We start from the raw sequence: 22299 nt of genomic DNA, 5'->3' as shown, positions 1-22299 counted from the left end.
GGAATTCGATATCGAGGCGCGCGCCCAGACTGCGCAGCACATCCAGCACCAGACCCACCACGATCAGATACACGCCCAGGTCGAACAGCATCGCGGTGACGAATTTGATGTGCCCGAGTACCGGCAGCGTGACCTCGATGATGGCCGAGGACAGCGGTGGCGCGCCCAGCAGCAGCGATCCGGTCGCGGTGCCGGCCGACAGCACCAGCCCGGCGCCCAGCACATGTCCGGCGTCGACCGGCAGCGCCTCGGCCAGTTCGTAGCGGCCGCCGGCCAGATACCGCAGGACCAGCGCCAATCCGGCGGTGAGACCGCCCGCGAAACCGCCGCCCGGGGCGTTGTGCCCGGCGAAGAAGAAATACGCCGACAGCACCATGATGGTCGGGAACAGCATCCGGGTGGTCATCGCCATCACCATCGACCGGTCCCGCGGCGCGACCAGCGGACTGGCCCGCAACCAGTAGGACCGCTCCGGATCGGGGATGTAGCCGGGGGCCTCGGAGACGCGCGGCAGGGTGCCGAACCGGCGGCTGCGGAACATCAGCGAGGCGACACCGGTGGCCGCGACCACCAGTACCGAGATCTCTCCGAGGGTGTCCCACGCCCGGATGTCGACCAGCAGAACGTTCACCGCGTTCTTTCCGCCGCCGAAACTGTATGCCGCGGAAGGGATTCGATGCCAGATCGGTTCGGTGCTGCGGGCCGCGGTGGCGAACGCCGCCACGGTCACCACCGCGGCTCCGACGGCGACGGACAGGATGGCGCGGCGCACCTTGAACGCGGCGGTGCGGCTCGGTTCGATCTCGGCGGAGAACTTCCGCAGCACCAGCACGAAGATCACCAAAGTCAGTGTCTCGACCAGGAATTGGGTGAGGGCGAGGTCCGGCGCGCCGTGCAGGGCGAAGATCACACCGCAGCCGTAGCCGGTGACACCGACGAGCAGCACGCCGGCGAGCCGGTTGCGCATCACGGTGGCGCCCAGAGCCATTGCCGCCATCACCAACGCGATCACCAGCTGCAGTGACGAATCCCACGCCCGCACCGAGATGCGCGAACGCGCGCCGATGAACAACACGGCCAACGGCAGCGCCACGACCGTGGTCAGGATCAGGCCCTGATTCAGCGGCAGCGAACCACGCTGGGTGGCACCGGTCATGCGCAGGGACAGTTGATCCATCGCGCGCAGCACGGCGTCGTAGACCCGGTCGGCATTGCCGAGGCGCGGATTCACCGATTCGCCGATCCGGTCGCGGATCTCGAACAGCACCAGACCGCAGGCGATGGCGATCAGGGTGAGGGTGAGCGGGGTGCCCCAGCCGTGCCACAGCGCCAGATGCGCCTCCAGCGGTCCGAGTGTGCGGGCATAAGGCGAGAGCAGCCGGTCCATCCAGGGCGAGGCGAGACCGGCGGCCAGCGAGGCCGCGGCCAGTACGGCCGGCGGCGCGACGAACAGCGCACTCGGGCGATGCCAGGAGCGCTCCGGCTCGGGCACGCCCTCGACGGCGCGTTTCGTACCGAACGCACCCCAGACCATGCGCGCGCTGTAGCCGACGGTGAACATCGACCCGAGCACGATGCCGATCGCGACGGCGATCCGAACCGGCGCGCTCAGATTGCCCGCGTCCAGTTCCGCGGCGAAGGCGCTTTCCTTGCCGACGAAGCCGAACAGCGGCGGAATCGCGGCCATACTCAGCGCGGCGACCGTCGCGACCGCGCACAGAACCGGCGCGCGCCGGCCGACGCCGGAGAGCCGGCGCAGATCACGGGTGCCCGCGCTGTGATCGATGATGCCGACCACCATGAACAGACAACCCTTGAACAGCGCATGCGCGACCAGCAACGCCGCACCGGCCAGGGCCGCCTCCGGGGTTCCGGTGCCGACCAGTACCAGCAGGAATCCGAGCTGGCTCACGGTGCCGAACGCGAGCACCAGTTTCAGGTCGTAGACCTGCAGTGATCGGAGACCGGCCAGCAGCATCGACAGGATGCCGAGGGTCAGCACGATCGGATGCCACACCGGGGCCTCGGACAGACCGGGGGCGAGACGCGCGACCAGGTAGATACCGGCCTTCACCATCGCGGCGGCGTGCAGATAGGCGCTCACCGGGGTGGGCGCGATCATCGCGCCGGGCAGCCAGAAGTGCAGCGGCACGATCGCCGATTTGCTCAGCGCGCCGATCAGGATCAGCACCACCGCCACGTTGGTCGACCAGTCGTGCGGATCGGCCCGCGCCACCACATCGGACAGCAGATAGCTGTCACAGCGCTGTGCGAGCAGCACCAGGCCGACCAGCATCGCCAACCCGCCCGCGGCCGTGACCAGCAGCGCCTGCAATGCCGCGCGGCGGCCGGTGCTCTGCTCGGCGTGATGGCCCACCAGCAGGAACGACAGCACCGTGGTGAGTTCCCAGAAGGTGAACAGCACCAGCATGTTGTCGCTGACGACCAGCCCGAACATGGCCCCGGCGAAGGCCACCAGATAGCCGGCGAAGATACCCAGGCGCGATCGGTCGTCGTCGTCGAAATATTCGGCGCAATAGGCCAGTACCAGCGCGCCCACGCCGAGGACCAGCACCGACATGATGGAGGCGAGGCTGTCCAGCCGCAGATCCCAATTCATGTGGATCTCCGGGGCCCAGGCGATCCGGACCTCGGCTTCGCTGTTCCAGTTCGCGATCACCCACACCAGCCCGGCCAGCGGGGCCAGCGCGATCGGGTAGAACCCGCGCCTTCCCCATACGCGCACAGCGGGCGGTGCGAGCAGGGCGGCCGAAGCATGGGCTAGCAGGATGGCGAGCAAACGTCACTCCGTCGGTCGGCGGCGGGGTGGTGGCGCCCCGATCCTACTGCTGACTCCGGACTTCAGTGGCCACGGCCGGATCCGGCGCGGCCCGGAACGCGACCTTCCAGAGGCGATGGCTATATATCGGCTACCGATTCCGTGGTGGTCGGTTTGCGCCACGAGCGCAACGCCGCCAGGCTTGCCGCGCAGATGACGGTGATTCCCAGCGCGGTCCAGTAGGGCGCCGCCGAACTCATCGCCGAGGCCGGGCACAGGTACCACTGGCCGGGATCGGAGACGCATTGCGGCCGGTCGAGGTGATCGCGCAGGGCGGTGACCACCGACGGCACGAAGATGATCGCCACCCCGAGCACCCGGGTCGGGTTGTATCGCGGTGCGGCACTGCCGAAGCTGTAGCCGGCCACCGCCGCCAGCAGCCCGCTCAGCACCGCGGCCTGCACGCCACTGTGGATCCGATGCCCGGAGACCAGCGCGCAATACAGCGCCATCGCCGCCAACGTCGACATGGCGAGCATCGGCATCGGGCGCCGGAATCCCGCGACCAGTCCCAGTGCGATCAACACCACGAGAGGGGCCGCCGACCATATCGGCAGCCGGCCCGGGATCAGCGCTCCACCGACCGCCGACAATGCGACTGCCAGCAAGATCAAAACACCGTCGCGTCGTGGCAGCAGCACCGCCGCCAGCACGGCCGCGGCGACCGTCAGGGTCGCGGCGAAAGCGACACCTCCGGTGCCGTCGGCGTGCCGGGAAAGCCATTCCGCACTGAACACCCGGCCGATCACGAAGATCAGTCCCGCGATGATCGGCGCCATGGGTAATTCGACCGAGCGGCGTTCCACCGTGTCCTGCTTGCGATTGACGACCATGCCGACGATCACGAGCACGAGTGTGACCACGATCAGCCACAGCGGCGGCAGCGTCGTCGTCGACCAGCCCGGCGCGCTCACCACCCCGTCCCGCACGGTGCCCGTCGAGGTCGAGCCGAGCTGGCCGAAGACCACCGCGGCGAGCGCGCCCAGGGTCCAGCCGAACACCTGGAACCAGCCGCGCAGCACCGCCACCGCGATACCGCCGAGCAGAATTCCGCCCGCGAGCGCTTCCAGATAATTCAATGTGGCCGGCGCGATGCTCTGATCGCCGGTTTCGGCCAGCAGGTGGGCGAGGAACATGGTCACCACGCCGCACAGCGCCGTACCCCAGGCGACCAGGGCGTGGTTGACGGTGGTGGCGAAGACCGCGACGATCAGCGCCACGATGGCGCCGACGGCGATCGCCCGCGGCTGGCTGGCGGCGAGCATATCCAGTTGCAGCACCGAGGTCTGCGAGGTCCAGCGAAAGCCGTTGGGGAGCATCAACGACAGCCCGGCGACCAGGGTGGCCAGGGCCGCCGTGATCATCTCCAGAACCGCGTGGTGCGTGCGCACCAGCCGAAAATACCTGCGAACCGGGTCGAACCGGGGCAGACCTGCCGGATCGGGCGCGCCGGTGGGCAGGCCGGCGCGCGACGGATCAGGTGGTCGCGCGCTTGCCGGCGTACTGCCGCAGTGAGTCGACCTGATCGGCGTCGAGTGAGGGCCGCACACTGCCGCGGGCCGTCGCCAGATCCTCCGCGCCGATGGCGGCGGCATCCACATCGCGGCGCATCGCGGCCATCGCGGCCTCGCGCAGCAGTGCCGCGCAATCGGCCGCTGAATAGCCGTCCAGGTCGGCGGCCAATGCGGCGAGATCAATGTCCTCACCCAGCGGCACCGAACGACTCGCGGTGCGCAGGATGTCGGTGCGCGCGGCGGCGTCCGGCGGCGGGACGAAGACCAACCGCTCCAGCCGCCCCGGCCGCAGCAGCGCGGGATCGATCAGCTCGGGCCGGTTGGTGGCCCCGACGACCACCACATCGCGCAGCGGCTCCACGCCGTCCAGCTCGGTGAGCAGGGCCGCGACCACGCGGTCACCGACGCCGGAGTCGGTGCTCTGCCCGCGCCGCGGGGCGAGGGCGTCGATCTCGTCGAGGAAGATCAGCGAAGGGGCGGAGTCGCGGGCCCGCTGGAACAGTTCGCGCACCGCGCGTTCGGAGGAACCGACCCATTTGTCCATCAATTCGGCGCCCTTCACCGCATGCACGCTGAGCTGCCCACTTCCGGCCAGCGCGCGCACCAGGAAGGTCTTACCGCAGCCGGGCGGTCCGTACAGCAGCACTCCGCGCGGCGGGTCGATGCCCAGGCGCGCGAACGAATCCGGATGCCGCAGCGGCCACAACACCGCCTCGGTGAGCGCCTGTTTGGTTTCGGTCATGTCGCCGACGTCGTCGAGGCTCAGGCTGCCGATCGCGAGTTCTTCCGTACCCGACCGTGAGAGCGGCCGGATCACTTCCAGCGCGCCGACCAGATCCGCCTGGGTCAGCACGGGGTCGGTGTGATCGTGGCTGGCCCGTGAGGCCGCCCGCAATGCCGCCTCCCGGCACAGCGCCGCGAGGTCGGATACGACGAAACCCGGTGTGCGAGAAGCGATCACGTCGAGATCGAGATCTTCGGTGGGTACCTTGCGCAGCAGTTGCTGGAGCAGTTCCGCCCGGACCGCCGCGGTCGGCAGTGTCAGCGCCACCTCACGGTCGCAGAGATCCGGTGCGCGCAGCCGGCTGTCGACCGCCGCGGGCCGGGAGCTGGTGGCCAGGAAGGCCACGCCGGCGGTGGCCACCGCGGCACGCAGCTGATCGAGAATGAGCGTCGCCACCGGCTCCGGCTGCTCCGGAAGCAGTGCGTCGATATCGGTGATCAGCAGGACTCCGCCTGCGCCGGAACATATTTCCGAAACCGCGAGGCCGACCTCGCGCAACCGGGTGCCGCTCTCGGACGCGCCGACCGTAGGGCCGTCCAGTTCCACGATGCGCCGCGGTGTCGACACCGCCCGTGCCAGTGTCGCCTTACCGGCGCCCGCGGGCCCGGTGATGAGCACGCCCAGATGCGGCGGGGCCCCGAGGGTCCGCAGGAGTTCCGGTTCGTCGAGCGCCAGGCTCAGCCATTCCGACAGTTTCGCCGCCGGCGCGCGCACCCCCGCCAGATCCGCCACGGGAACGGCCGACGGACGCTCCCGCACCAGCATCCGGCTGCCGGGACGATTCGGCGCCAGCGCGCCCCGGGGATCGTGCGAGGCATCCGCCGCCGGCGCCGCCGCGCCCCACACCACCGCACTGTTGGGCTGCACACTGACCGGCCCGCCGGTGGGATCGGTGGTGGTCACGGTCAGCAGTTCGGAGGTCCACGCGATCGCGAAGGTGCGCGAAAGCGCTTGTGTCGCAGCGGCGGAACTGGTTCCCGGACCCAGATCCCGGGGCAGCAGCGAGACCGCGTCACCCACGGTGACGACCTTGCCGAGCAGCGCCTGCCGCAGCGTGGATTCCGCGATCGCGCCCATTGCCGCGGCCGAGCCGGTCACCGAGATGTGCCGGGCCCCGTACACCGTCACGGGGGCCACGACGACCGCGCTGTCCTCGCGCACCCCGGCATTGGACAGCGTCACATCGTCGAGCAGGGCGACTCCGGCGGGTGTCTCGTCGGGCGCCCGGCCGACCACCGCGGCCGTGCGCCGGGAACCGATCACGCTGATCCCGTCCCACTCCCGCAATCCGAGCGCCGCGAGCGCTTCGGAATGCAAGCGGACCACGCCCCGGCGGGCATCGGCGGCCGAGCGGTTGAGTCGGGCGGTCAGCGACAATTCAGGCACGCCTGCCATTCTGCCCGCGGCGGGCGGCAGTCGTCTGTGCCCGCGGTCCCGGCAGCGGCCGCAGGGATGGAGCTCGCCGGGTCAGCGTCCGCCCGGCCGGCGCAGCCGCAACCGCGCCGACGATTCGCGAATGCCAGGCGGCCGCCGCAGCCGCAACCGGGCGCCTTCGCCGATCGGCGGAATCCGCCGGGCCGCACGCCGCTGCGCGCGGCGTTCGGCCGGCTTGTGATGCCAGGTCTCCGGCCGGGCCGCCACCCAGCGCTGCGAGCGCCACGCGAACGGAATGTGCACGAGGTACAGCCCGACCAGCACCATCAGCAGGATCAGCGGATAGGTGATCAGCGCGGCCCCGGCCAGCGCGACCAGCACCAGCAGCAGTGCCGCCGCCTGCGGCGCCACCGACACCGACTTCATCGCCAGCGTCGGGATCGTGCTGACGGCGAGCAGGGCCGCGAAGACGGTCCACGCCGCCACCACCGGGAAGTTGTTCCACCATCCCTCGCCGAACTGGCTGTGCAGCGCGATCGGCAGCAGCGCGATCAACGCCGCCGCCGGCGCGGGGACGCCGGTGAAGTATTCGCGCTCCCAGTCGGGCCGGGTGTCGTCGTCCATGATCGTGTTGAACCGGGCCAGGCGCAGCACGAGGCTCACCGTGTAGATCAGCGCGATGATCCAGCCCGCGCTGTCCTGGCGCAGGAAGGTCACATACAGCACCAGGGCCGGGGCGACGCCGAAGGAGATGGCATCGGCCAGCGAATCCAGTTCGGCGCCGATCTTGGTGGTGGCCGACAGCATCCGGGCCAGCCGGCCGTCGAGGGTGTCGAGGACGGCGGCCGCGCCGATCATCGCCAGGGCGATGTCGAGCGAGCCGTCGAGTGCGAATTTCACCGCCGACAGTCCGGCACACAGCGCCAGGATCGTCACGATGCTCGGCAGCAGGCGGATCGTGCGGCGGCGGCGACCCGGTTCGGTCACGGTGTTCTCGATCATGGCAGCAGTTCGGCCAGCACCGTTTCCGCGCCGATCGTGCGCTGCCCGGGCTCGACCAGCAGCCGGGTGCCGACCGGGAAGTAGGTGTCGACCCGCGAGCCGAACCGGATCAGACCGTAGGTTTCGCCGATGCTCAACGCGTCGCCGGCCTTGGCGTCGCAGACGATGCGGCGGGCCAGCAGTCCGGCGATCTGCACGACCGTCACCAGCTGACCCGAGGCGGTCTCGAGCACCATGCTGTTGCGCTCGTTCACCGAACTGGCCTCCGGCAGATCCGCCGAGCGGAACTGACCGCGCTGGTAGGCGATGGTGCGCACGGTGCCCGAGACCGGGGTGCGCTGGACGTGCACGTCGAGCACCGACAGGAAGATGCTCACCCGGGGCAGCGGGGTGTCGCCGAGATTCAGTTCGGCCGGGGGCACCGCGGTGTCGACGAGCGCGATCTCACCGTCGGCCGGGGCGACGACGATATTCGCCCGATTCGGCGGCACCCGGTGCGGATGCCGGAAGAAGGCCGCCGACGCCGCGGCCGCGGTGAGTCCGGCGCGGCGCAGCCAGCGCCGGCGCCGCCCGCCGAGGACCGCCACCGCCAGCGGCGCGGCCACGAAGGGCAGGCCGGCGGGATGCAGCGGCGGAATCGCTGCTTTGACCAGGTCGGCGACATGACCGAGCCCGGTACTTTCGGGCGTACCGGGCGGGGTGGGGCGGCGGGCCACGGACTCCTCTTTCGTGCGCGGATGACATTCGGTCCGCAGAGTCTCCGGGACCGCGCTCACACCTTACGGGACACCGCATCACCGTGGCGTGGCCTCGATCGGGCGCACCCGCCGCCGCGGGCGGCTCAGTGGGCGGCTCTGCGACCCGTGACCAGTCGCACCAGCCACAACAGGATGACCGCTCCCGCCAGGCAGGTGAGGAAACTGAAAAAGAATCCGCCGCTGTGCACGTCGACGCCGAACAGTCGCAGGATGAAGCCACCGATCAGGCCGCCGACGACGCCCACGACGATATTGAGCAGGATGCCCTGCTGGGCGTCGGTGCCCATGATCTTGCTGGCGATCCAGCCCGCCAGGCCGCCGATGATGATCCAGCCGATGATTCCGAGACCGAGCATCATGTCCTCCAGGGAAACTCGTCGGAAATTGCTGTCTCCGCCTCGCCACGGTTCGGTATCGGAACCAGTCTGCGAGCCGGTTCTACACGAATCGATTGTGACAATACCCACCCTGGGGATTAGCATTCCTACTAATATGAGGGGGCCTCATGTCTACGCGTCGGTTCACGAACCACGAGCGCGTCGGCCCCGGGGCCCGATGAAGGAATGTTCGATACGCGGGTGGCGCCCGGACCGGAACCGTCTTCCGGTTCTCCGGCCCGCCGGCAGGTACATAGGAGATGCGCGATGGCTGCTCGACTCGCCCAAGTCACCGGGGTGGAGCACACGGCGATGCTCGGGCTCGGTGTGTACCGCCCCGCCCGGGTCGTGACCAACGACGAAGTCGCCGGACCGATCGAGTCCAGCGACGAATGGATTCGCACCCGCTCGGGCATCCGGACCCGGCGGTTCGCCTCCGAATCCGAAACCATCATCGCCATGAGCGCCGCCGCGGCGCGCGATGCCATCGCAGCCGCGGGAATCACCGCCGAGCAGGTCGACTGCGTCATCGTCGCGACCTCGACCTGGCTGCTGCTCACTCCAGCGGCCGCTCCGCAGATCGCCACCGAGCTCGGGATGAACAATCCGGCCGCCTTCGACATCTCCGCCGGGTGCGCGGGCTTCTGTCATGCGCTGGGCCTGGCCTCGGATCTGGTCAAGGGCGGCACCGCGGGCCATGTGCTGGTGATCGGCGTCGAACGGCTCACGGACACGTTCAACCCGGCCGATCGCGGCACCGCCTTCCTGTTCGCCGACGGCGCGGGCGCGGTGATCGTGGGCCCGTCCGACGAACCCGGCATCGGCCCGACCGTCTGGGGTTCCGACGGCGAACAGCATCACGCCATCCGCCAGGACAAGGACTGGATGGAGTTCTTCCGGGAGATCGACGAGAAGGGCACCGACGCGGTCCGCCCGTATCTGGCGATGGAGGGCACCGCGGTCTTCCGCTGGGCCGCCCACTCGCTGAAGAAGGTCTGCCTGGACGCGATCGAGCGCGCGGGCCTGACCCCCGGCGATATCGACGCGATGGTTCCGCACCAGGCCAACGGCCGCATCATCGAGATCATGGCGCGTGAGCTGAAGCTGTCGGCCAATTGCGCACTGGCCAACGACATCGAGGAGACCGGCAACACCTCGGCCGCCTCGGTTCCGCTGGCCATGGAGGCGATGCTGCGTTCGGGTGAGAGCAAACCCGGTGCGGCGGCGCTGCTGGTCGCCTTCGGCGCGGGCCTGTCCTACGCCGCGCAGGTGGCGAAACTGCCCAACTGGCAGTAGGCGTCCGGCCGGCGCGCGTCAGCCCATGGTCCAGGTGACCGTCACGGTGAAGGTCACCGTCTGCTGACCGGGTTCCAAAGGGACGTCGGGGCTGGCGAATTGGGCCTTGGCCTGCGGCGGGGTCGATTCCCCGCTGCTGGTCTCGTTGATGGTCTTCACGTCCTTCAACTTCAGGCCCGACAGCACCGCGTACTGGTCGGCGCGGGCCTTGGCGTCGGCGAAGGCGCCGGCTCGTGCGTCCGCGAGCAGTTTCGAATTGTCGTCGAGCGCGAACGAGACGCCGCGGATGCGGGTGTCGTTACCGCCGGCCTGCACCGCGGACGACAGGACGGCCGAGGCCTTGGGCAGATCGCGGACCACCACGTGCACGGTGTTGGTCGCGGTGTAGCCGGTGACGTTGTGGTCGGGCCCGTACTGCGGCTGCACCGACACATCGGTCGTGCGGATGTCCTCGCGTTTCGCGCCCGCGTTCACCATCGCGTCGGTGATCGCCTTCGCCTTGCCGTTCGCGTTCGCGATGGCGGTGGACACGTCGGGGGCGGTGACTTCGACACCCACGTCGGCGTTCAGGGTGTCCGGCGCTCCGCGCACCTGACCGGTGCCGACCACCGTCACCTCGCGCGAGGTCCCCGAATCCGAACTGCCACAACCACTCAGCAGCACGGTGGTCCCCGCGAGCACCGCCACTACGCTCGCAACCCGTCGCATACCGGGCAAACTACGCGGCCGAACCCGGCCCCGCTCGCGGGCGCGCCGAATCAGCGCTCGGCCGCGACCTTGATCTTGCCGAGGGTTTCGTTCATCCCCGCGACCAGATCGGCCTCGAACTGCTGCTCGCCGCCGAGAAGTGCGTCGATCATCAGCCGCACCGGCTTGCGCACCCCGTTCGGAACGTCGCGCCGCTCGGTCACGCGGGTGCCCGCCGCGGTGGGTTCGAGGGTGTAGCTCCACACGGTGGCGTTCTCGTTCATCCGGAACGCGAAGGCCTGGTTGGGCTCGTACCGCACGATGCGCGAGGTGGTCGGGTAGTACTTGCGGCCGACCTTGTTGAGATTCACCGTCCACGTGCCGGCGCGGGGCGTGCCCAGCGGAATCATCTTCAGCGTGGTGGGGCTGAATTCCGGCATCCGTCCCAGATCGGAGACGACCGCCCACACCTTGTCCGGCGTGGCGGAGATGTCGATGGTGGCTTCCAGGGTGTTCGGCAACGCTGCCTCCGAGATCGTGACGGGCGTGGTTATGACGGTCGGTAACGGTAATCCTAGACACGGCAACCGGACCCGCGACCCTGTGAGGGAGGCCACTTTTCTGTTGAAGATCAACTAGGTCACATTCTGATGTGATCCGTTTCGCCGGCCGTAATGACCGACGCACAATGGCGGATAGACAACTACGGCAGGCAACGAAGCAACAGACCGGAGCGCACGCTTCTACGTCCCTGTGAGGTGATCGGCCGTGAATATTCGAACCATCCTCCATCGCCGGCAGGCGGAATCGGTTCCGTTACTTCCCGATTCGGAATCCGGGCCGCTGGCCGCGGCCTTTCGCAACCACGGCCGGCGATCGCGCCGCAACCTGGCCGAGCGGGAGGAAAGGCTCGAACGTTTGCTGACGCCGAGCGAACTCGACCTCGTCGAACACCGCCTGGTGTGATCGATGTGGTGCCCGTAGCGAACATTCTGGGCAATGCGCCCGCCGGGCGCTCATACTTTTCGATGTGACTTCACCAGCTGCCGTCAAACCGGTAATCCTCAGTGTCGACGACGACCCCGGCGTCTCCCGGGCCGTGGTGCGCGACCTGCGGCGGCGGTACGGAGCCGACTATCGCATCATGCGCGCGGAATCCGGTGCCTCGGCACTGGACGTCCTGCGCGAACTGAAATTGCGCGGCCAGCCGGTCGCGGTACTGATCGCCGATTATCGAATGCCGGGAATGGACGGCATCCAATTCCTGGAGCACGCGATCGATCTGCACCCCTATGCGCGCCGGGTGCTGCTCACCGCGTATGCCGACACCAACGCCGCCATCGACGCCATCAATGTGGTCGACCTCGACCACTATCTGCTCAAACCGTGGGATCCGCCGGAGGAGAAGTTGTATCCGGTGGTCGACGCGCTGCTGGAATCGTGGCGTGGCGACGACCGCCGCCCGGTGCACGAGACGAAGGTGATCGGGCACCGCTGGTCGGCTCGCAGTTCCGAGGTGCGCGAATTCCTCGCCCGCAATCAGCTGCCGTATCGCTGGTATCTGGCCGACGATCCGGAGGGCCAACGTCTGCTCGAGGCCGCCGGGGCCGACGCCGAGCAGTGCCCGGTGGTGATCGATCCGAGCGGCAACGTGCTGTTGTCCCCGTCGGACAGCGAACTCGCCGGCTGCGTGGGCCTGAGCACCGATCCGAGTGGTGAGTTCTACGACCTGATCGTGGTCGGCGGCGGCCCCGCCGGGCTCGGTGCGGCCGTGTACGGTGCCTCCGAAGGTCTGCGCACGGTGCTGGTGGAGCGGACCGCGACCGGCGGACAGGCCGGGCAGAGCTCGCGGATCGAGAACTACCTGGGCTTTCCCGACGGGCTTTCGGGCGCCCAGCTGGCCGATCGCGCGCGGCGGCAGGCGGTGAAATTCGGCGCCGAACTGATCACCGCCCGGGAAGTGGTCGGTCTCGAGGCGTGTGGTTCCGCGCGGCGGGTGCTCTTCTCCGACGGGTCCTGCGTCAGCGCCCACTCCGTACTGATCGCCACCGGCGTCAACTACCGCCACCACCCCGCCCCGGGAGTGGACGACTTCACCGGCCGCGGCGTCTACTACGGCTCCGCGATGACCGAGGCGGCCGACTGCGCCGAACGTGAGGTCTACATCGTCGGCGGGGCGAATTCGGCCGGGCAGGCGGCGGTATTCCTGTCCCGGCACGCCTGCACGGTGCACATCCTGGTGCGCGGCAGTTCGCTGGACCAGTCGATGTCGCACTATCTGATCCAGCAGATCGAGGCCGTCCCGAATATCAAGGTGCACACCAACACCGAGGTGGTGTCCGCCGACGGCAGCGATCATCTGGAACGAATCGTGTTGCGCAACAACGCGACCGGCGCCGAGGACAAGGTCGACGCCGAACGGCTGTTCCTGTTCATCGGCGCGGCGCCCGAAACGGACTGGCTGGACGGACTGGTCGTCCGCGACGAATTCGGCTACGTCCTGGCCGGACCGGACCTGATGGTCGAGGGGTCCCGGCCGGCGGGCTGGGAGCTGCCCCGTCCGCCCCATCATCTCGAAACCAGCATTCCGGGCGTCTTCGTCGCCGGCGATGTGCGTTCCGAATCGGCGAAGCGGGTCGCGTCCGCGGTCGGTGAGGGCGCGATGGCGGTCATGCTGGTCCACCGATACCTCGCGAAACAATAGGAGGCGCAACATGAGTGACAGCGGCCGTACCGTCACCGGCTCCCGGACCCTGTGTGATCCGGCGGAATTGCGCACCCTGTTCCTGTTCGAGAAGCTCGACGACGAGCAACTGGCCTGGCTCTGCCGGGAGGGCCGGGTCGAATACTTCGAGCCGGGGCCGGTCTATCGCGAGGGCGAGCCCGCGACCTGCTTCTACGTCCTGATGGACGGTGAGGTGGTGCTCTCGAAACTGTCCGCGGGCGAGGACCTCGAACTCGTTCGCACCGATCATCGCGGCTCGTATGCCGGCGCGTGGACGGCGTATATGGGCGAGCGTGCCGACCAGAACTACACCGGCTCGCTGACGGTGACGAAGCCGTCGAAATTCTTCGTCCTGGACGCGGGGACCTTCGCCCGGATGATGCAGGAATGGTTCCCGATGGCCCTGCATCTGCTGGAGGGCGTGTTCTTCGGCAACCGCAATACCAACGAGATCATCGGCCGGCGGGAGCGACTGCTGGCCTTGGGTTCGCTGTCGGCCGGACTCACGCACGAGTTGAACAATCCCGCGGCGGCCGCGGTGCGGGCCACCTCCTCGCTGCGGGATCGGGTCGCCGGTATGCGGCACAAGCTGAAGATGATGGCGCACGGCAAATTCGACTCCGCCGCGCTCGAGGCGCTGGTGCAGCTCCAGGAGGAGGCGGCCACCCAGGTGGCCAAGGCGCCGACCCTGACCGCGATGGAGGCCGCCGACCGCGAGGACGAACTCGGCGACTGGCTCGCCGATCACAACATCGCCAACGGATGGGATCTGGCCCCGAATTTCGTCCAGGCCGGCTTCGACATCGATTGGCTGGAGAAGGTCGCGGGCACTCTCGAACATTGCGACGACGGAGTGTTCGAAGGTGCGATCCGGTGGTTGAACTACACCGTCGAAACCGAACTGCTGATGAACGAGATCACCGATTCGACCGGTCGCATCTCCTCGCTCGTGCATGCGGCCAAGCAGTATTCGCAGATGGATCGGGCGCCGTTCCAGGTGGTCGACATCCACGAACTGCTCGACAGCACGCTGGTGATGCTGGCCCGCAAGATCGGCGACGACATCTCCGTGGTCAAGGAGTACGACCGGGCGCTGCCCGAAGTTCCTTGCTACGCAGCGGAACTGAACCAGGTGTGGACCAACCTCATCGACAACGCGGTGGCGGCGATGAACGGATCCGGCACGCTCACGGTGCGGACCTATCGCGAAAACGACTGTGCCGCAGTGGAGATCGGCGATACCGGCCCGGGCGTCCCGGAAGCGTTGCGGGATCGGATCTTCGAGCCCTTCTTCACCACGAAACCCGTCGGCGAGGGCACCGGACTCGGCCTCGACATCTCGTTCCGCATCGTGGTGAACAAACACGGCGGCGATATCCGGGTCGAGTCCACGCCGGGCGACACCCGATTCATCGTCCGGTTGCCGCTGGAGGCGGCCTCCGGACGTGGTTCGGGCACCGCTGCCGCCGAATCGTAAGGGCCGCAATTCGATCCGAACTCCACGGTAAGGCCGGGGTTTTCAATCGCCGATGTGGCCGGTACGCTGCGAGCCGCGCCGGAGGCATCCGGCGCGCGCCGGAGGAGATTCGGCGTTGCCGGACCACTCGGGGGTTACGCACGAGATGAAACGACTGACCGTGACGGCCGTCGCCCTGGGCGCGCTGACCGTCGCCCTCACCGGCTGCGGCGGCGACGACCATTCGTCCGCCGATGCCAACGGCCTGCGCAGAAACGGTTCGGCCGTCGCGACCTCGGCCCCCGCCCCCGCGTCGACGACCCCCGTACCGGCGCCGCCGACCGAGGCGCCCGGCACCACCGCGCATCCGGAGAATTCCGGCCTGGGCCCGGCCTCGGCGACCACCTGCGACGAGTTCCGCAAACTCGATATCGAGGGTGAGAAGTCACTGATGGACCGCATTCTCGCGGAGAACCCCGGCTCGAAGTTCGACGGCAGCCCGAACGTGGCGCTGGGGACCGCGAAGCTGGTGTGCCTGTCCAAGAGTGAGGCCGACAAGCCGGTCGCGGTCGCCATCGGAATGGTCACGGAATAACACCCGCGCCCGGCGTGTGCTGGGCTTTTAGGTGATCCATACGAGATCGGCAAGTGCTGTGGCGCAGCGTGTCCGCATGCGCCGCGGCAGATGCGGCGCTCGAGCCGGGGAGATCTCGTGAAGAAATTCGTTGTCGCCGCGTTGTCGTCGGCCGCCCTCGCCGTCATCCTGACTGCCTGCGCCCACGACGAGGAGAAGACCTGCTGTGCCGCGCCCGCCAGTTCGGCCACCGTGACTCCGGCGCTCTCCGACGACGGTTCGGGTCTGCGCCGCAATACGTCGCCGAGTCCGGCGGCGCCGCCGAACAGCGAGTCTGCGCGGCCGCGCATCACCCTGCCGCGCATCACCTGGCCGAAACACGACCCGGGTGCCGGCGGCGAGTAATCTCGCCCCCGACTACGGGCCTGCACTGGAGGGCGCAGCGGATGGACGATACGGGTCTGGCCGAATTCCAACGCCATCGTTCCCGCCTGTTCGCACTCGCCTATCGCATGCTCGGCTCGGCGAGCGAGGCCGAGGACGCCGTCCAGGAGACCTATCTGCGCTGGGAGGCCGCCGAGCGTGCCGGGATCCGGTCCGCCGAGGCCTGGCTGACCACGGTCGTGGTGAATCTGTGCCGGAGCTGGCTGGAGTCCGCGCGCTCACGCCGTGAGACCTATGTCGGCCCGTGGCTGCCGGAGCCGGTGCCCACCGGCGGCGGCGAACTCGGTCCGATGGAATCCGCGGAGCAGCGTGAACTGGTCTCGCTGGCGGTGTTGACGCTGCTGGAACGGTTGTCGCCCGCCGAACGCGCCGTTTTCGTCCTGCGCGAGGCGTTCGGTTACTCGCATCGCGAGATCGCCGAGATGCTCGAGCTGTCCGAGGCGAATTCGCAGCAGCTGTATCGCCGCGCCCGCCTGCACGTCCGTAGCGAACACACCCGGTTCGACGCCGAACCCGCCCGTGCCCGGGAACTGTTCCAGCGTTTCCTCGTCGCCGCCCGGGCGGGCGATATCGGCGCCCTGGAACAGATGTTCACCGCCGATATCGTGTCGGTCGCCGACGGTGGCGGCAAGATGAGCGCGGCCCGCCGGCCCGTCGTCGGCGCGGGGCGGGTGGCGCGCTATCTGGCCGGTCTGTTCCACCGCGAAATCGAGGATCTCGAACTGAGCATCGAGGAGGTCAACGGCGCACCGGCCGCTGTGGCCCGGGTGCGCGGCGAGCTGCTGTTGATCGGCGCGGCCGATGTGGCGGACGAGCGGATCTCGGCGATCCGGATCCTGGTCAATCCCGACAAACTCGCGTACTTCGGTCGCTTCCCGGCGCCGGCGGAAGCAGAACGCCTGGGGTAGTGACGCGGAACACGGCCGATCGTTGTCAGGGATCGGCGGGCTGTCCGGTCTGAAGGGTGTCGGCCTCGAGAAGGAGTCACCCATGAGCGCACATCACACCGCATCCCATCGAATCCTCGTGCTGGGTGCCGGCTATGCCGGCCTGGCCGCGGCGGGCAGACTCTGCAAGTCCCGCGGCGCGCAGATCACGGTCGTCGACAGCCGTGCGGAAATGGTCGAGCGGGTGCGACTGCATCAGCTCGCGGCCGGGCAGACGATCGCGCGCCGGGATCTGCGAACCATGCTGGAACGCAGGGGCGCCCACTTCGTCCGCGGCTGGGTCACGACGATAGACACTGCGGCACAGGAGGTTTCGCTGTCCGACGGTTCGGTGCTGGGTTACGACACGCTGGTGTACACGCTCGGCAGTGCCGCGGATGTCGACAGCGTTGCCGGCGTGCGGGATTACGCCCATCCGGTGGCGACCCTGGAGGACATCGCCGCGCTGCCGCCGCTGCGTGGCCGCGTCGCGGTGGTCGGCGCCGGGGCGACCGGTATCGAGACTGCGGCCGAACTCGCCGAATCGCATCCGGAATTGCCGGTGGCGCTGGTGAGTTCGGAACAGCCCGGCTTCTGGCTCTCCGAGCGCGCGCAGCGGCATATCGCCGCCACCCTGGAGCGGCTCGGTGTCGAGGTACATGCGGGCGCCAAGGTGGTCGAGGTCGCGGCGGACGGCGCGCGGCTCGCCGGTGGCGGGCGCGTCGAGGCCGAAACCGTCTTGTGGACAACAGGTTTCACCACCAGCGACCTTGCCGCCCGCGCCGGCTTGGCAGTCGATGCACGGGGCCGGGTCCTGGTGGACGCCACGCTGCGCACCTCCGATCCGCACGTGTACGCCGCCGGTGACTGCGCCGCGATCGCCGGACCGGGCGGCCGCGAACTGCGGATGGCCTGTGCGACGGCGCTGCCGACCGGATCCCATGCCGCGCGGTCGGCCCTGGCCCGGATGCGCGGTGCGGAACCGGACGAGCTGCGTTTCCGCTACGTCCTGCAATGCATCAGCCTCGGGCGTCGCGACGCGGTGGTGCAGTTCGTCCGCGCCGACGACGCCCCGACCCCGCGCGCCCTCACCGGCCGCCCGGCGGCGGTGGTGAAGGAGATGATCGTGCGCGGCGCGGCGATGCAGGCGCGTCCGTGACATGTCGTCAACTCATGGTTGACTCGAGTAAATGAGTCAACCTAAAGTTGACGCATGACCGAACGTATCCGTCTCGACGATCTGATCGATGGCATCAAACTCGCCCGGCCCGACGACGTCCTGGAACAACTCTCCGACGCCGTGGTGGTCGCCGGGCACATGAGCGAGGTGGCCGATCACCTGATCGGCCACTTCGTCGATCAGGCCCGCCGTTCGGGCGCCTCCTGGACCGATATCGGGCAGAGCATGGGCGTCTCCAAACAGGCCGCGCAGAAGCGTTTCGTGCCGAAGCCGGGTGATCCCGCGATGGATCCGAATGCCGGATTCGCACGCTTCACGCCCCGCGCGCGCAATGTCGTGATGGCGTCCATGGAGGAGGCCCGGCGCGCGAGCAATCCGGAGATCCAGCCCGAACACCTGGTGCTGGGACTGCTCGGTGAGCCGGACGGCCTGGCGGCGCATGCCATCGTCGCCAAGGGGGTCTCGCTGGACGCGGTGCGCCGGGTCGCGACGGCGGCGCTGCCGGCGGCGGTGGACGAGGTCCCCGCCCTCATCCCGTACACCGCGACCGCGCGCAAGACGCTGGAGTTGACCTTCCGGGAGGCGCTCCGGCTCGGCCACAACTACATCGGCACCGAACATCTGCTGCTCGCACTGCTCGAGCAGGAGGGCGGAAGCGGTGTGCTGTCGGGGCTGGGCTTGACCAAGGCGGATATCGAGCGCGATCTCGTCGCCCAGCTCGCCCAGTTCATGCCGCCGAATCCGGTGGACGCGCCGCGGCCGCCGGCCGCACCGACGCCACCCACCCCGCCGAGCCCGCCCGCTCCGCCGCAGCCGCCCGCCGCGCCGATTGCCTGATCGGTGCTCGCCGGCATCCGGATTCGGCACGCCGGCGCGGTTGTCGCAGACGGGTCCGACACGATCCGTCGCGTCGGACCGGTTCGCCGGTTTCGCCGATCCGCCCAGGCCGCGCCCGGTTCGGGGGCGGTCGCGGCGGACATGATCACTCGCCGATACAGCTGTGTAGTTGTGGGGCTGATGAGGTGATCGGTGGTCCGGATACGATATTGCTATGGCGGATGGATCGGATTCCGACCTGATCGCGGGGGAACTACGCGCAGACCTGCTGCGCGCGCTGTCCTATGTCGAAACCGAGGACGGCCCGGACGGCAGCTACATCGTCAACGGCGATCTGCCGCCCGAGGTGGCGCCCCCGTTCATCCGGGCGATCATGCGAATCGAGGCGGAACTGCTGCTTCACGACGCCGAACAGGTGACCGTGGAACGCGGCGAGCCGCGCAGTCCGGAGGAGCGGCGCACCGACGCCTTCGTCGCCCTGGCGCTGAGAGTCACCGACGATACGTGAGCGCGCCGACCTCGATACCGTGCCGTCCAGCCGATATCGCCGATTGCGAACGCTGCGGCCGTCGGATCCGTAACCTTGCACTCGGTACCGTCGAGTGCTAGAAAGGTCCTGGCACTCTCGACCAGTGAGTGCTAGGTCGGGCAGGTGAGACCGGGTTCCCAGACACCCTCGGTCGTCCGTCGCGGGCACCGTACCTGGCCAGCGTAATGGGGCGATCCAACCTGCGGTCGCTCTGTGTGTCAGCCCCATATACATGTGGAGGATCTCAACGCAATGGCCAAGACAATTGCGTACGACGAAGAGGCCCGTCGCGGTCTCGAGCGGGGACTGAACAGCCTCGCCGACGCGGTCAAGGTGACGCTGGGCCCCAAGGGTCGCAACGTTGTCCTGGAGAAGAAGTGGGGCGCCCCCACGATCACCAACGATGGCGTGTCCATCGCCAAGGAGATCGAGCTGGAGGACCCCTACGAGAAGATCGGCGCCGAGCTGGTCAAAGAGGTCGCCAAGAAGACCGACGATGTCGCCGGTGACGGCACCACCACCGCAACCGTGCTCGCCCAGGCGCTGGTGCGCGAGGGCCTGCGCAACGTCGCGGCCGGTGCGAACCCGCTGGGCCTGAAGCGCGGCATCGAGAAGGCCGTCGAGGCCGTCACCGCCAAGCTGCTCGACACCGCCAAGGAGGTCGAGACCAAGGAGCAGATCGCTGCCACCGCGGCCATCTCCGCCGGCGACGCGTCCATCGGTGAGCTGATCGCCGAGGCCATGGACAAGGTCGGCAAGGAAGGCGTCATCACCGTCGAGGAGAGCAACACCTTCGGCCTCCAGCTGGAGCTGACCGAGGGTATGCGCTTCGACAAGGGCTACATCTCGGGCTACTTCGTCACCGACGCCGAGCGTCAGGAAGCGGTCCTCGAGGACCCGTACATCCTGCTCGTCGGTTCGAAGGTCTCGACCGTCAAGGACCTGCTGCCGCTGCTGGAGAAGGTCATCCAGGCCGGTAAGCCGCTGCTGATCATCGCCGAGGACGTCGAGGGCGAGGCCCTGTCGACCCTGGTCGTGAACAAGATCCGCGGCACCTTCAAGTCCGTCGCCGTCAAGGCCCCGGGCTTCGGCGACCGCCGCAAGGCGCAGCTGGCCGACATCGCCATCCTGACCGGTGGCGAGGTCATCAGCGAAGAGGTCGGCCTGAACCTGGAGACCGCCACCGTCGACCTGCTGGGCACCGCCCGCAAGGTCGTGGTGACCAAGGACGAGACCACCATCGTCGACGGTGCCGGTGATGCCGACGCCATCGCGGGTCGCGTCGCCCAGATCCGCACCGAGATCGAGAACTCGGACTCGGATTACGACCGTGAGAAGCTGCAGGAGCGCCTGGCCAAGCTGGCCGGCGGTGTTGCGGTGATCAAGGCCGGCGCTGCCACCGAGGTGGAGCTCAAGGAGCGCAAGCACCGCATCGAGGACGCGGTGCGCAACGCCAAGGCCGCCGTCGAAGAGGGCATCGTCCCCGGTGGTGGTGTGGCGCTGCTGCAGGCCGGCCCGGCGCTGGACGACCTGAAGCTGACCGGTGACGAGGCGACCGGTGCGAACATCGTGAAGGTGGCGCTGGCCGCGCCGCTGAAGCAGATCGCCTTCAACGCCGGCCTCGAGCCCGGCGTGGTCGCCGAGAAGGTCGCCAACCTGCCGACCGGCCAGGGCCTCAACGCCGACTCCGGCGAGTACGAGGACCTGCTGGCCGCCGGTGTGGCCGACCCGGTCAAGGTCACCCGCTCGGCGCTGCAGAACGCCGCGTCGATCGCCGCGCTGTTCCTCACCACCGAGGCCGTCGTGGCCGACAAGCCGGAGAAGGCCGCCGCTCCCGTCGGCGACCCGACCGGTGGCATGGGCGGCATGGACTTCTGAGTCCTGCCTTCCCGCAACACCTTTCGAACCGGTAGCCGGTCCGCCTCCGGGCGGGCCGGCTACCGGCGTTTCGGCGGACCTGCCGTCGCCGGGCTCGGTCACGGGCCCCGGCCCGGTTAGCGCTTTTCAGTCATATTTCCCCTAACCCCTGCTGCTGCAAGGGCTTTCGATGCCCCGGGACTGGACAACCGGCGTTGTGGAACGCACTCTTTTCGGTTGGCTTCATCCGGGAGCCTTCGATAGGGGAAACAGAAATGTTCTCAACGGGCAAGCTTGCCCTGAGTTTCGTCGCGGCGTCCGCGACGGTCTTCGTCGTCGCCGGGACCGGTTCCGCGGCCGCGGAGCGTGGAGCGGACGGCCACTACTACGGCGCGATGGCCATTTCCGACGCGAACGACGACGGCTGGACCATCGGAATCGCCCTCAATGCCCCCGACCAGGCGACGGCCGACGCGGGCGCCCTGGAGCAGTGCTCCTCGCACGGTGAGCAGGGGTGCGCGACCATCGTGCGCTTCGTCGACGGGTGTGGTGCCATCGCCCGGCGCGACGACATCCACACCGGCGGCACGGGCGCCACCCTCCAAGACGCCGAGCGCAACGCGATCGCAGCCCTCGGCCCCGGACATCCGCCGACCCTGAGCTCGGACGGTTCGGGACCGGCGGTCATCTCCGTCTCTCGCTGTAACGGCTGATCTCCAGCCGCAATCGTCGCGTATCCCGACGCGCATCCCGAATTGCGATCGGAAGCCGGTCCCGCACCCACGGCGGACCGGCTTCCGGCATTTCGGAACGAGCGCCGGCCGGCGGCGGGAATTTCTCGCCGCGGGCCGATGTTGTGAAAGTCGTTGCGGTCGCATCCGAGGTGCGTCGTTAGGCCGGATGACCAGGCGATTTGACTTCGAATGCGGTTGGCACGTAACTTATTCCAGGTCAGAGCGACACGGACACCGACCCGGAGCCGAAAGGCCCGGGACAACGAGGTCGGACGAGGAGCGCCTGACAATCACACTGGTTCGGTAAGAGGAACCCCGATTTGGTCGGGAGCTTCTGGCTGAGCTAAGCTGTAAAAGTTGCCCAACCGATCGACCGGGAAGTTTCCCGCGAGATTGCTGGTGCGTG

20 protein-coding genes are annotated in these 22299 nt (G+C 68.6%); 12 read left to right on the top strand and 8 right to left on the bottom strand.

Annotated elements, in window-relative coordinates; all coding sequences use genetic code 11:
- From RJ03_RS25060 to RJ03_RS25035, 6 genes are all read right to left on the bottom strand, one after another.
- Positions 1–2800: Na+/H+ antiporter subunit A (locus RJ03_RS25060; RefSeq protein WP_036506249.1), on the bottom strand; the 2800-nt coding region annotated here is incomplete at its 3' end.
- 119 nt (positions 2801–2919) lie between these two features.
- Entirely contained in the window at positions 2920–4230 is a 1311-nt protein-coding gene (locus tag RJ03_RS25055; RefSeq protein ID WP_036506229.1) for a hypothetical protein, read from the bottom strand.
- 85 nt (positions 4231–4315) lie between these two features.
- Positions 4316–6523, bottom strand: coding sequence for an AAA family ATPase (locus RJ03_RS25050; RefSeq protein WP_245552376.1), 2208 nt, complete (start codon positions 6521–6523; stop codon positions 4316–4318).
- Positions 6524–6604: 81 nt separating this feature from the next.
- Positions 6605–7513 (bottom strand): CDP-alcohol phosphatidyltransferase family protein, encoded by a 909-nt coding sequence (locus RJ03_RS25045; protein WP_051025225.1) that lies wholly within the window; start codon positions 7511–7513, stop codon positions 6605–6607.
- Positions 7510–8229: a phosphatidylserine decarboxylase gene (locus RJ03_RS25040; protein WP_036506243.1), complete on the bottom strand. Its 720-nt coding sequence runs from the start codon at positions 8227–8229 to the stop codon at positions 7510–7512. The genes RJ03_RS25045 and RJ03_RS25040 overlap by 4 nt, the downstream gene beginning before the upstream one ends.
- A 125-nt stretch (positions 8230–8354) precedes the next feature.
- Positions 8355–8627 carry a GlsB/YeaQ/YmgE family stress response membrane protein gene (locus tag RJ03_RS25035; RefSeq protein WP_036506240.1) on the bottom strand — a complete coding sequence of 91 codons (273 nt, stop codon included), beginning with the start codon at positions 8625–8627 and terminating at the stop codon, positions 8355–8357.
- 288 nt (positions 8628–8915) lie between these two features.
- Here RJ03_RS25035 and RJ03_RS25030 point away from each other — a divergent pair, with 288 nt between their 5' ends.
- Entirely contained in the window at positions 8916–9944 is a 1029-nt protein-coding gene (locus RJ03_RS25030; protein ID WP_036506225.1) for a beta-ketoacyl-ACP synthase III, read from the top strand.
- Positions 9945–9962: 18 nt separating this feature from the next.
- Here the strand turns inward: RJ03_RS25030 and RJ03_RS25025 are convergent, their stop codons facing one another.
- Together RJ03_RS25025 and RJ03_RS25020 are read right to left on the bottom strand one after the other, a co-directional pair.
- A complete protein-coding gene (locus RJ03_RS25025) occupies positions 9963–10652 on the bottom strand; it encodes an SIMPL domain-containing protein (protein WP_036506223.1) in 690 nt (229 codons plus the stop codon).
- A 50-nt stretch (positions 10653–10702) separates the two neighbouring features.
- Complete coding sequence (locus RJ03_RS25020) at positions 10703–11152, bottom strand: SRPBCC family protein (RefSeq protein ID WP_036506221.1); 450 nt, start codon at positions 11150–11152, stop codon at positions 10703–10705.
- 247 nt (positions 11153–11399) lie between these two features.
- Here RJ03_RS25020 and RJ03_RS25015 point away from each other — a divergent pair, with 247 nt between their 5' ends.
- The 11 genes from RJ03_RS25015 (at position 11400) to RJ03_RS24965 (ending at position 21872) form a co-directional block, all read left to right on the top strand.
- Complete coding sequence (locus RJ03_RS25015) at positions 11400–11597, top strand: hypothetical protein (protein WP_036506220.1); 198 nt, start codon at positions 11400–11402, stop codon at positions 11595–11597.
- Between the two features lie 64 nt (positions 11598–11661).
- Positions 11662–13335: an NAD(P)/FAD-dependent oxidoreductase gene (locus RJ03_RS25010; protein ID WP_036506218.1), complete on the top strand. Its 1674-nt coding sequence runs from the start codon at positions 11662–11664 to the stop codon at positions 13333–13335.
- Positions 13336–13345: 10 nt separating this feature from the next.
- Entirely contained in the window at positions 13346–14833 is a 1488-nt protein-coding gene (locus RJ03_RS25005; protein WP_036506216.1) for an ATP-binding protein, read from the top strand.
- A 145-nt stretch (positions 14834–14978) separates the two neighbouring features.
- The gene (locus tag RJ03_RS25000) at positions 14979–15407 is read left to right on the top strand and encodes a hypothetical protein (RefSeq protein ID WP_036506214.1); all 429 of its coding nucleotides are present in this window, start codon (positions 14979–14981) and stop codon (positions 15405–15407) included.
- A gap of 117 nt (positions 15408–15524) precedes the next feature.
- Positions 15525–15791: a hypothetical protein gene (locus RJ03_RS24995; protein WP_036506212.1), complete on the top strand. Its 267-nt coding sequence runs from the start codon at positions 15525–15527 to the stop codon at positions 15789–15791.
- A 41-nt stretch (positions 15792–15832) separates the two neighbouring features.
- Entirely contained in the window at positions 15833–16738 is a 906-nt protein-coding gene (locus RJ03_RS24990) for an RNA polymerase sigma-70 factor (RefSeq protein ID WP_051025224.1), read from the top strand.
- 82 nt (positions 16739–16820) lie between these two features.
- Positions 16821–17915 (top strand): NAD(P)/FAD-dependent oxidoreductase, encoded by a 1095-nt coding sequence (locus RJ03_RS24985; protein ID WP_036506210.1) that lies wholly within the window; start codon positions 16821–16823, stop codon positions 17913–17915.
- Between the two features lie 54 nt (positions 17916–17969).
- On the top strand, positions 17970–18773 hold the full coding sequence (locus tag RJ03_RS24980; protein WP_083871315.1) for a Clp protease N-terminal domain-containing protein: 804 nt from the start codon (positions 17970–17972) through the stop codon (positions 18771–18773).
- A 214-nt stretch (positions 18774–18987) separates the two neighbouring features.
- Positions 18988–19281 (top strand): hypothetical protein, encoded by a 294-nt coding sequence (locus tag RJ03_RS24975; protein WP_030516558.1) that lies wholly within the window; start codon positions 18988–18990, stop codon positions 19279–19281.
- A gap of 273 nt (positions 19282–19554) precedes the next feature.
- Positions 19555–21180 (top strand): chaperonin GroEL, encoded by a 1626-nt coding sequence (groL, locus tag RJ03_RS24970; protein ID WP_036506233.1) that lies wholly within the window; start codon positions 19555–19557, stop codon positions 21178–21180.
- A 254-nt stretch (positions 21181–21434) separates the two neighbouring features.
- Complete coding sequence (locus RJ03_RS24965; RefSeq protein WP_051025223.1) at positions 21435–21872, top strand: DUF4189 domain-containing protein; 438 nt, start codon at positions 21435–21437, stop codon at positions 21870–21872.
- Positions 21873–22299 lie beyond the last annotated feature (427 nt).

The organism is Nocardia aobensis NBRC 100429 (assembly GCF_000308375.1).
Lineage (GTDB): Bacteria > Actinomycetota > Actinomycetes > Mycobacteriales > Mycobacteriaceae > Nocardia > Nocardia aobensis.
This window is presented reverse-complemented; position numbering and strand designations above follow the sequence as displayed.

What these genes read in the sequence shown, in the direction of transcription:
- RJ03_RS24965 (WP_051025223.1), top strand. Translation starts at nt 21,435, where the DNA reads ATGTTCTCAACGGGCAAGCTTGCCCTGAGTTTCGTCGCGGCGTCCGCG.
- RJ03_RS25035 (WP_036506240.1), bottom strand. Translation starts at nt 8,627, where the DNA reads ATGCTCGGTCTCGGAATCATCGGCTGGATCATCATCGGCGGCCTGGCG.
- RJ03_RS24985 (WP_036506210.1), top strand. Translation starts at nt 16,821, where the DNA reads ATGAGCGCACATCACACCGCATCCCATCGAATCCTCGTGCTGGGTGCC.
- groL (WP_036506233.1), top strand. Translation starts at nt 19,555, where the DNA reads ATGGCCAAGACAATTGCGTACGACGAAGAGGCCCGTCGCGGTCTCGAG.
- RJ03_RS24990 (WP_051025224.1), top strand. Translation starts at nt 15,833, where the DNA reads ATGGACGATACGGGTCTGGCCGAATTCCAACGCCATCGTTCCCGCCTG.
- RJ03_RS24975 (WP_030516558.1), top strand. Translation starts at nt 18,988, where the DNA reads ATGGCGGATGGATCGGATTCCGACCTGATCGCGGGGGAACTACGCGCA.
- RJ03_RS25000 (WP_036506214.1), top strand. Translation starts at nt 14,979, where the DNA reads ATGAAACGACTGACCGTGACGGCCGTCGCCCTGGGCGCGCTGACCGTC.
- RJ03_RS25005 (WP_036506216.1), top strand. Translation starts at nt 13,346, where the DNA reads ATGAGTGACAGCGGCCGTACCGTCACCGGCTCCCGGACCCTGTGTGAT.
- RJ03_RS25045 (WP_051025225.1), bottom strand. Translation starts at nt 7,513, where the DNA reads ATGATCGAGAACACCGTGACCGAACCGGGTCGCCGCCGCCGCACGATC.
- RJ03_RS24980 (WP_083871315.1), top strand. Translation starts at nt 17,970, where the DNA reads ATGACCGAACGTATCCGTCTCGACGATCTGATCGATGGCATCAAACTC.
- RJ03_RS25025 (WP_036506223.1), bottom strand. Translation starts at nt 10,652, where the DNA reads ATGCGACGGGTTGCGAGCGTAGTGGCGGTGCTCGCGGGGACCACCGTG.
- RJ03_RS25030 (WP_036506225.1), top strand. Translation starts at nt 8,916, where the DNA reads ATGGCTGCTCGACTCGCCCAAGTCACCGGGGTGGAGCACACGGCGATG.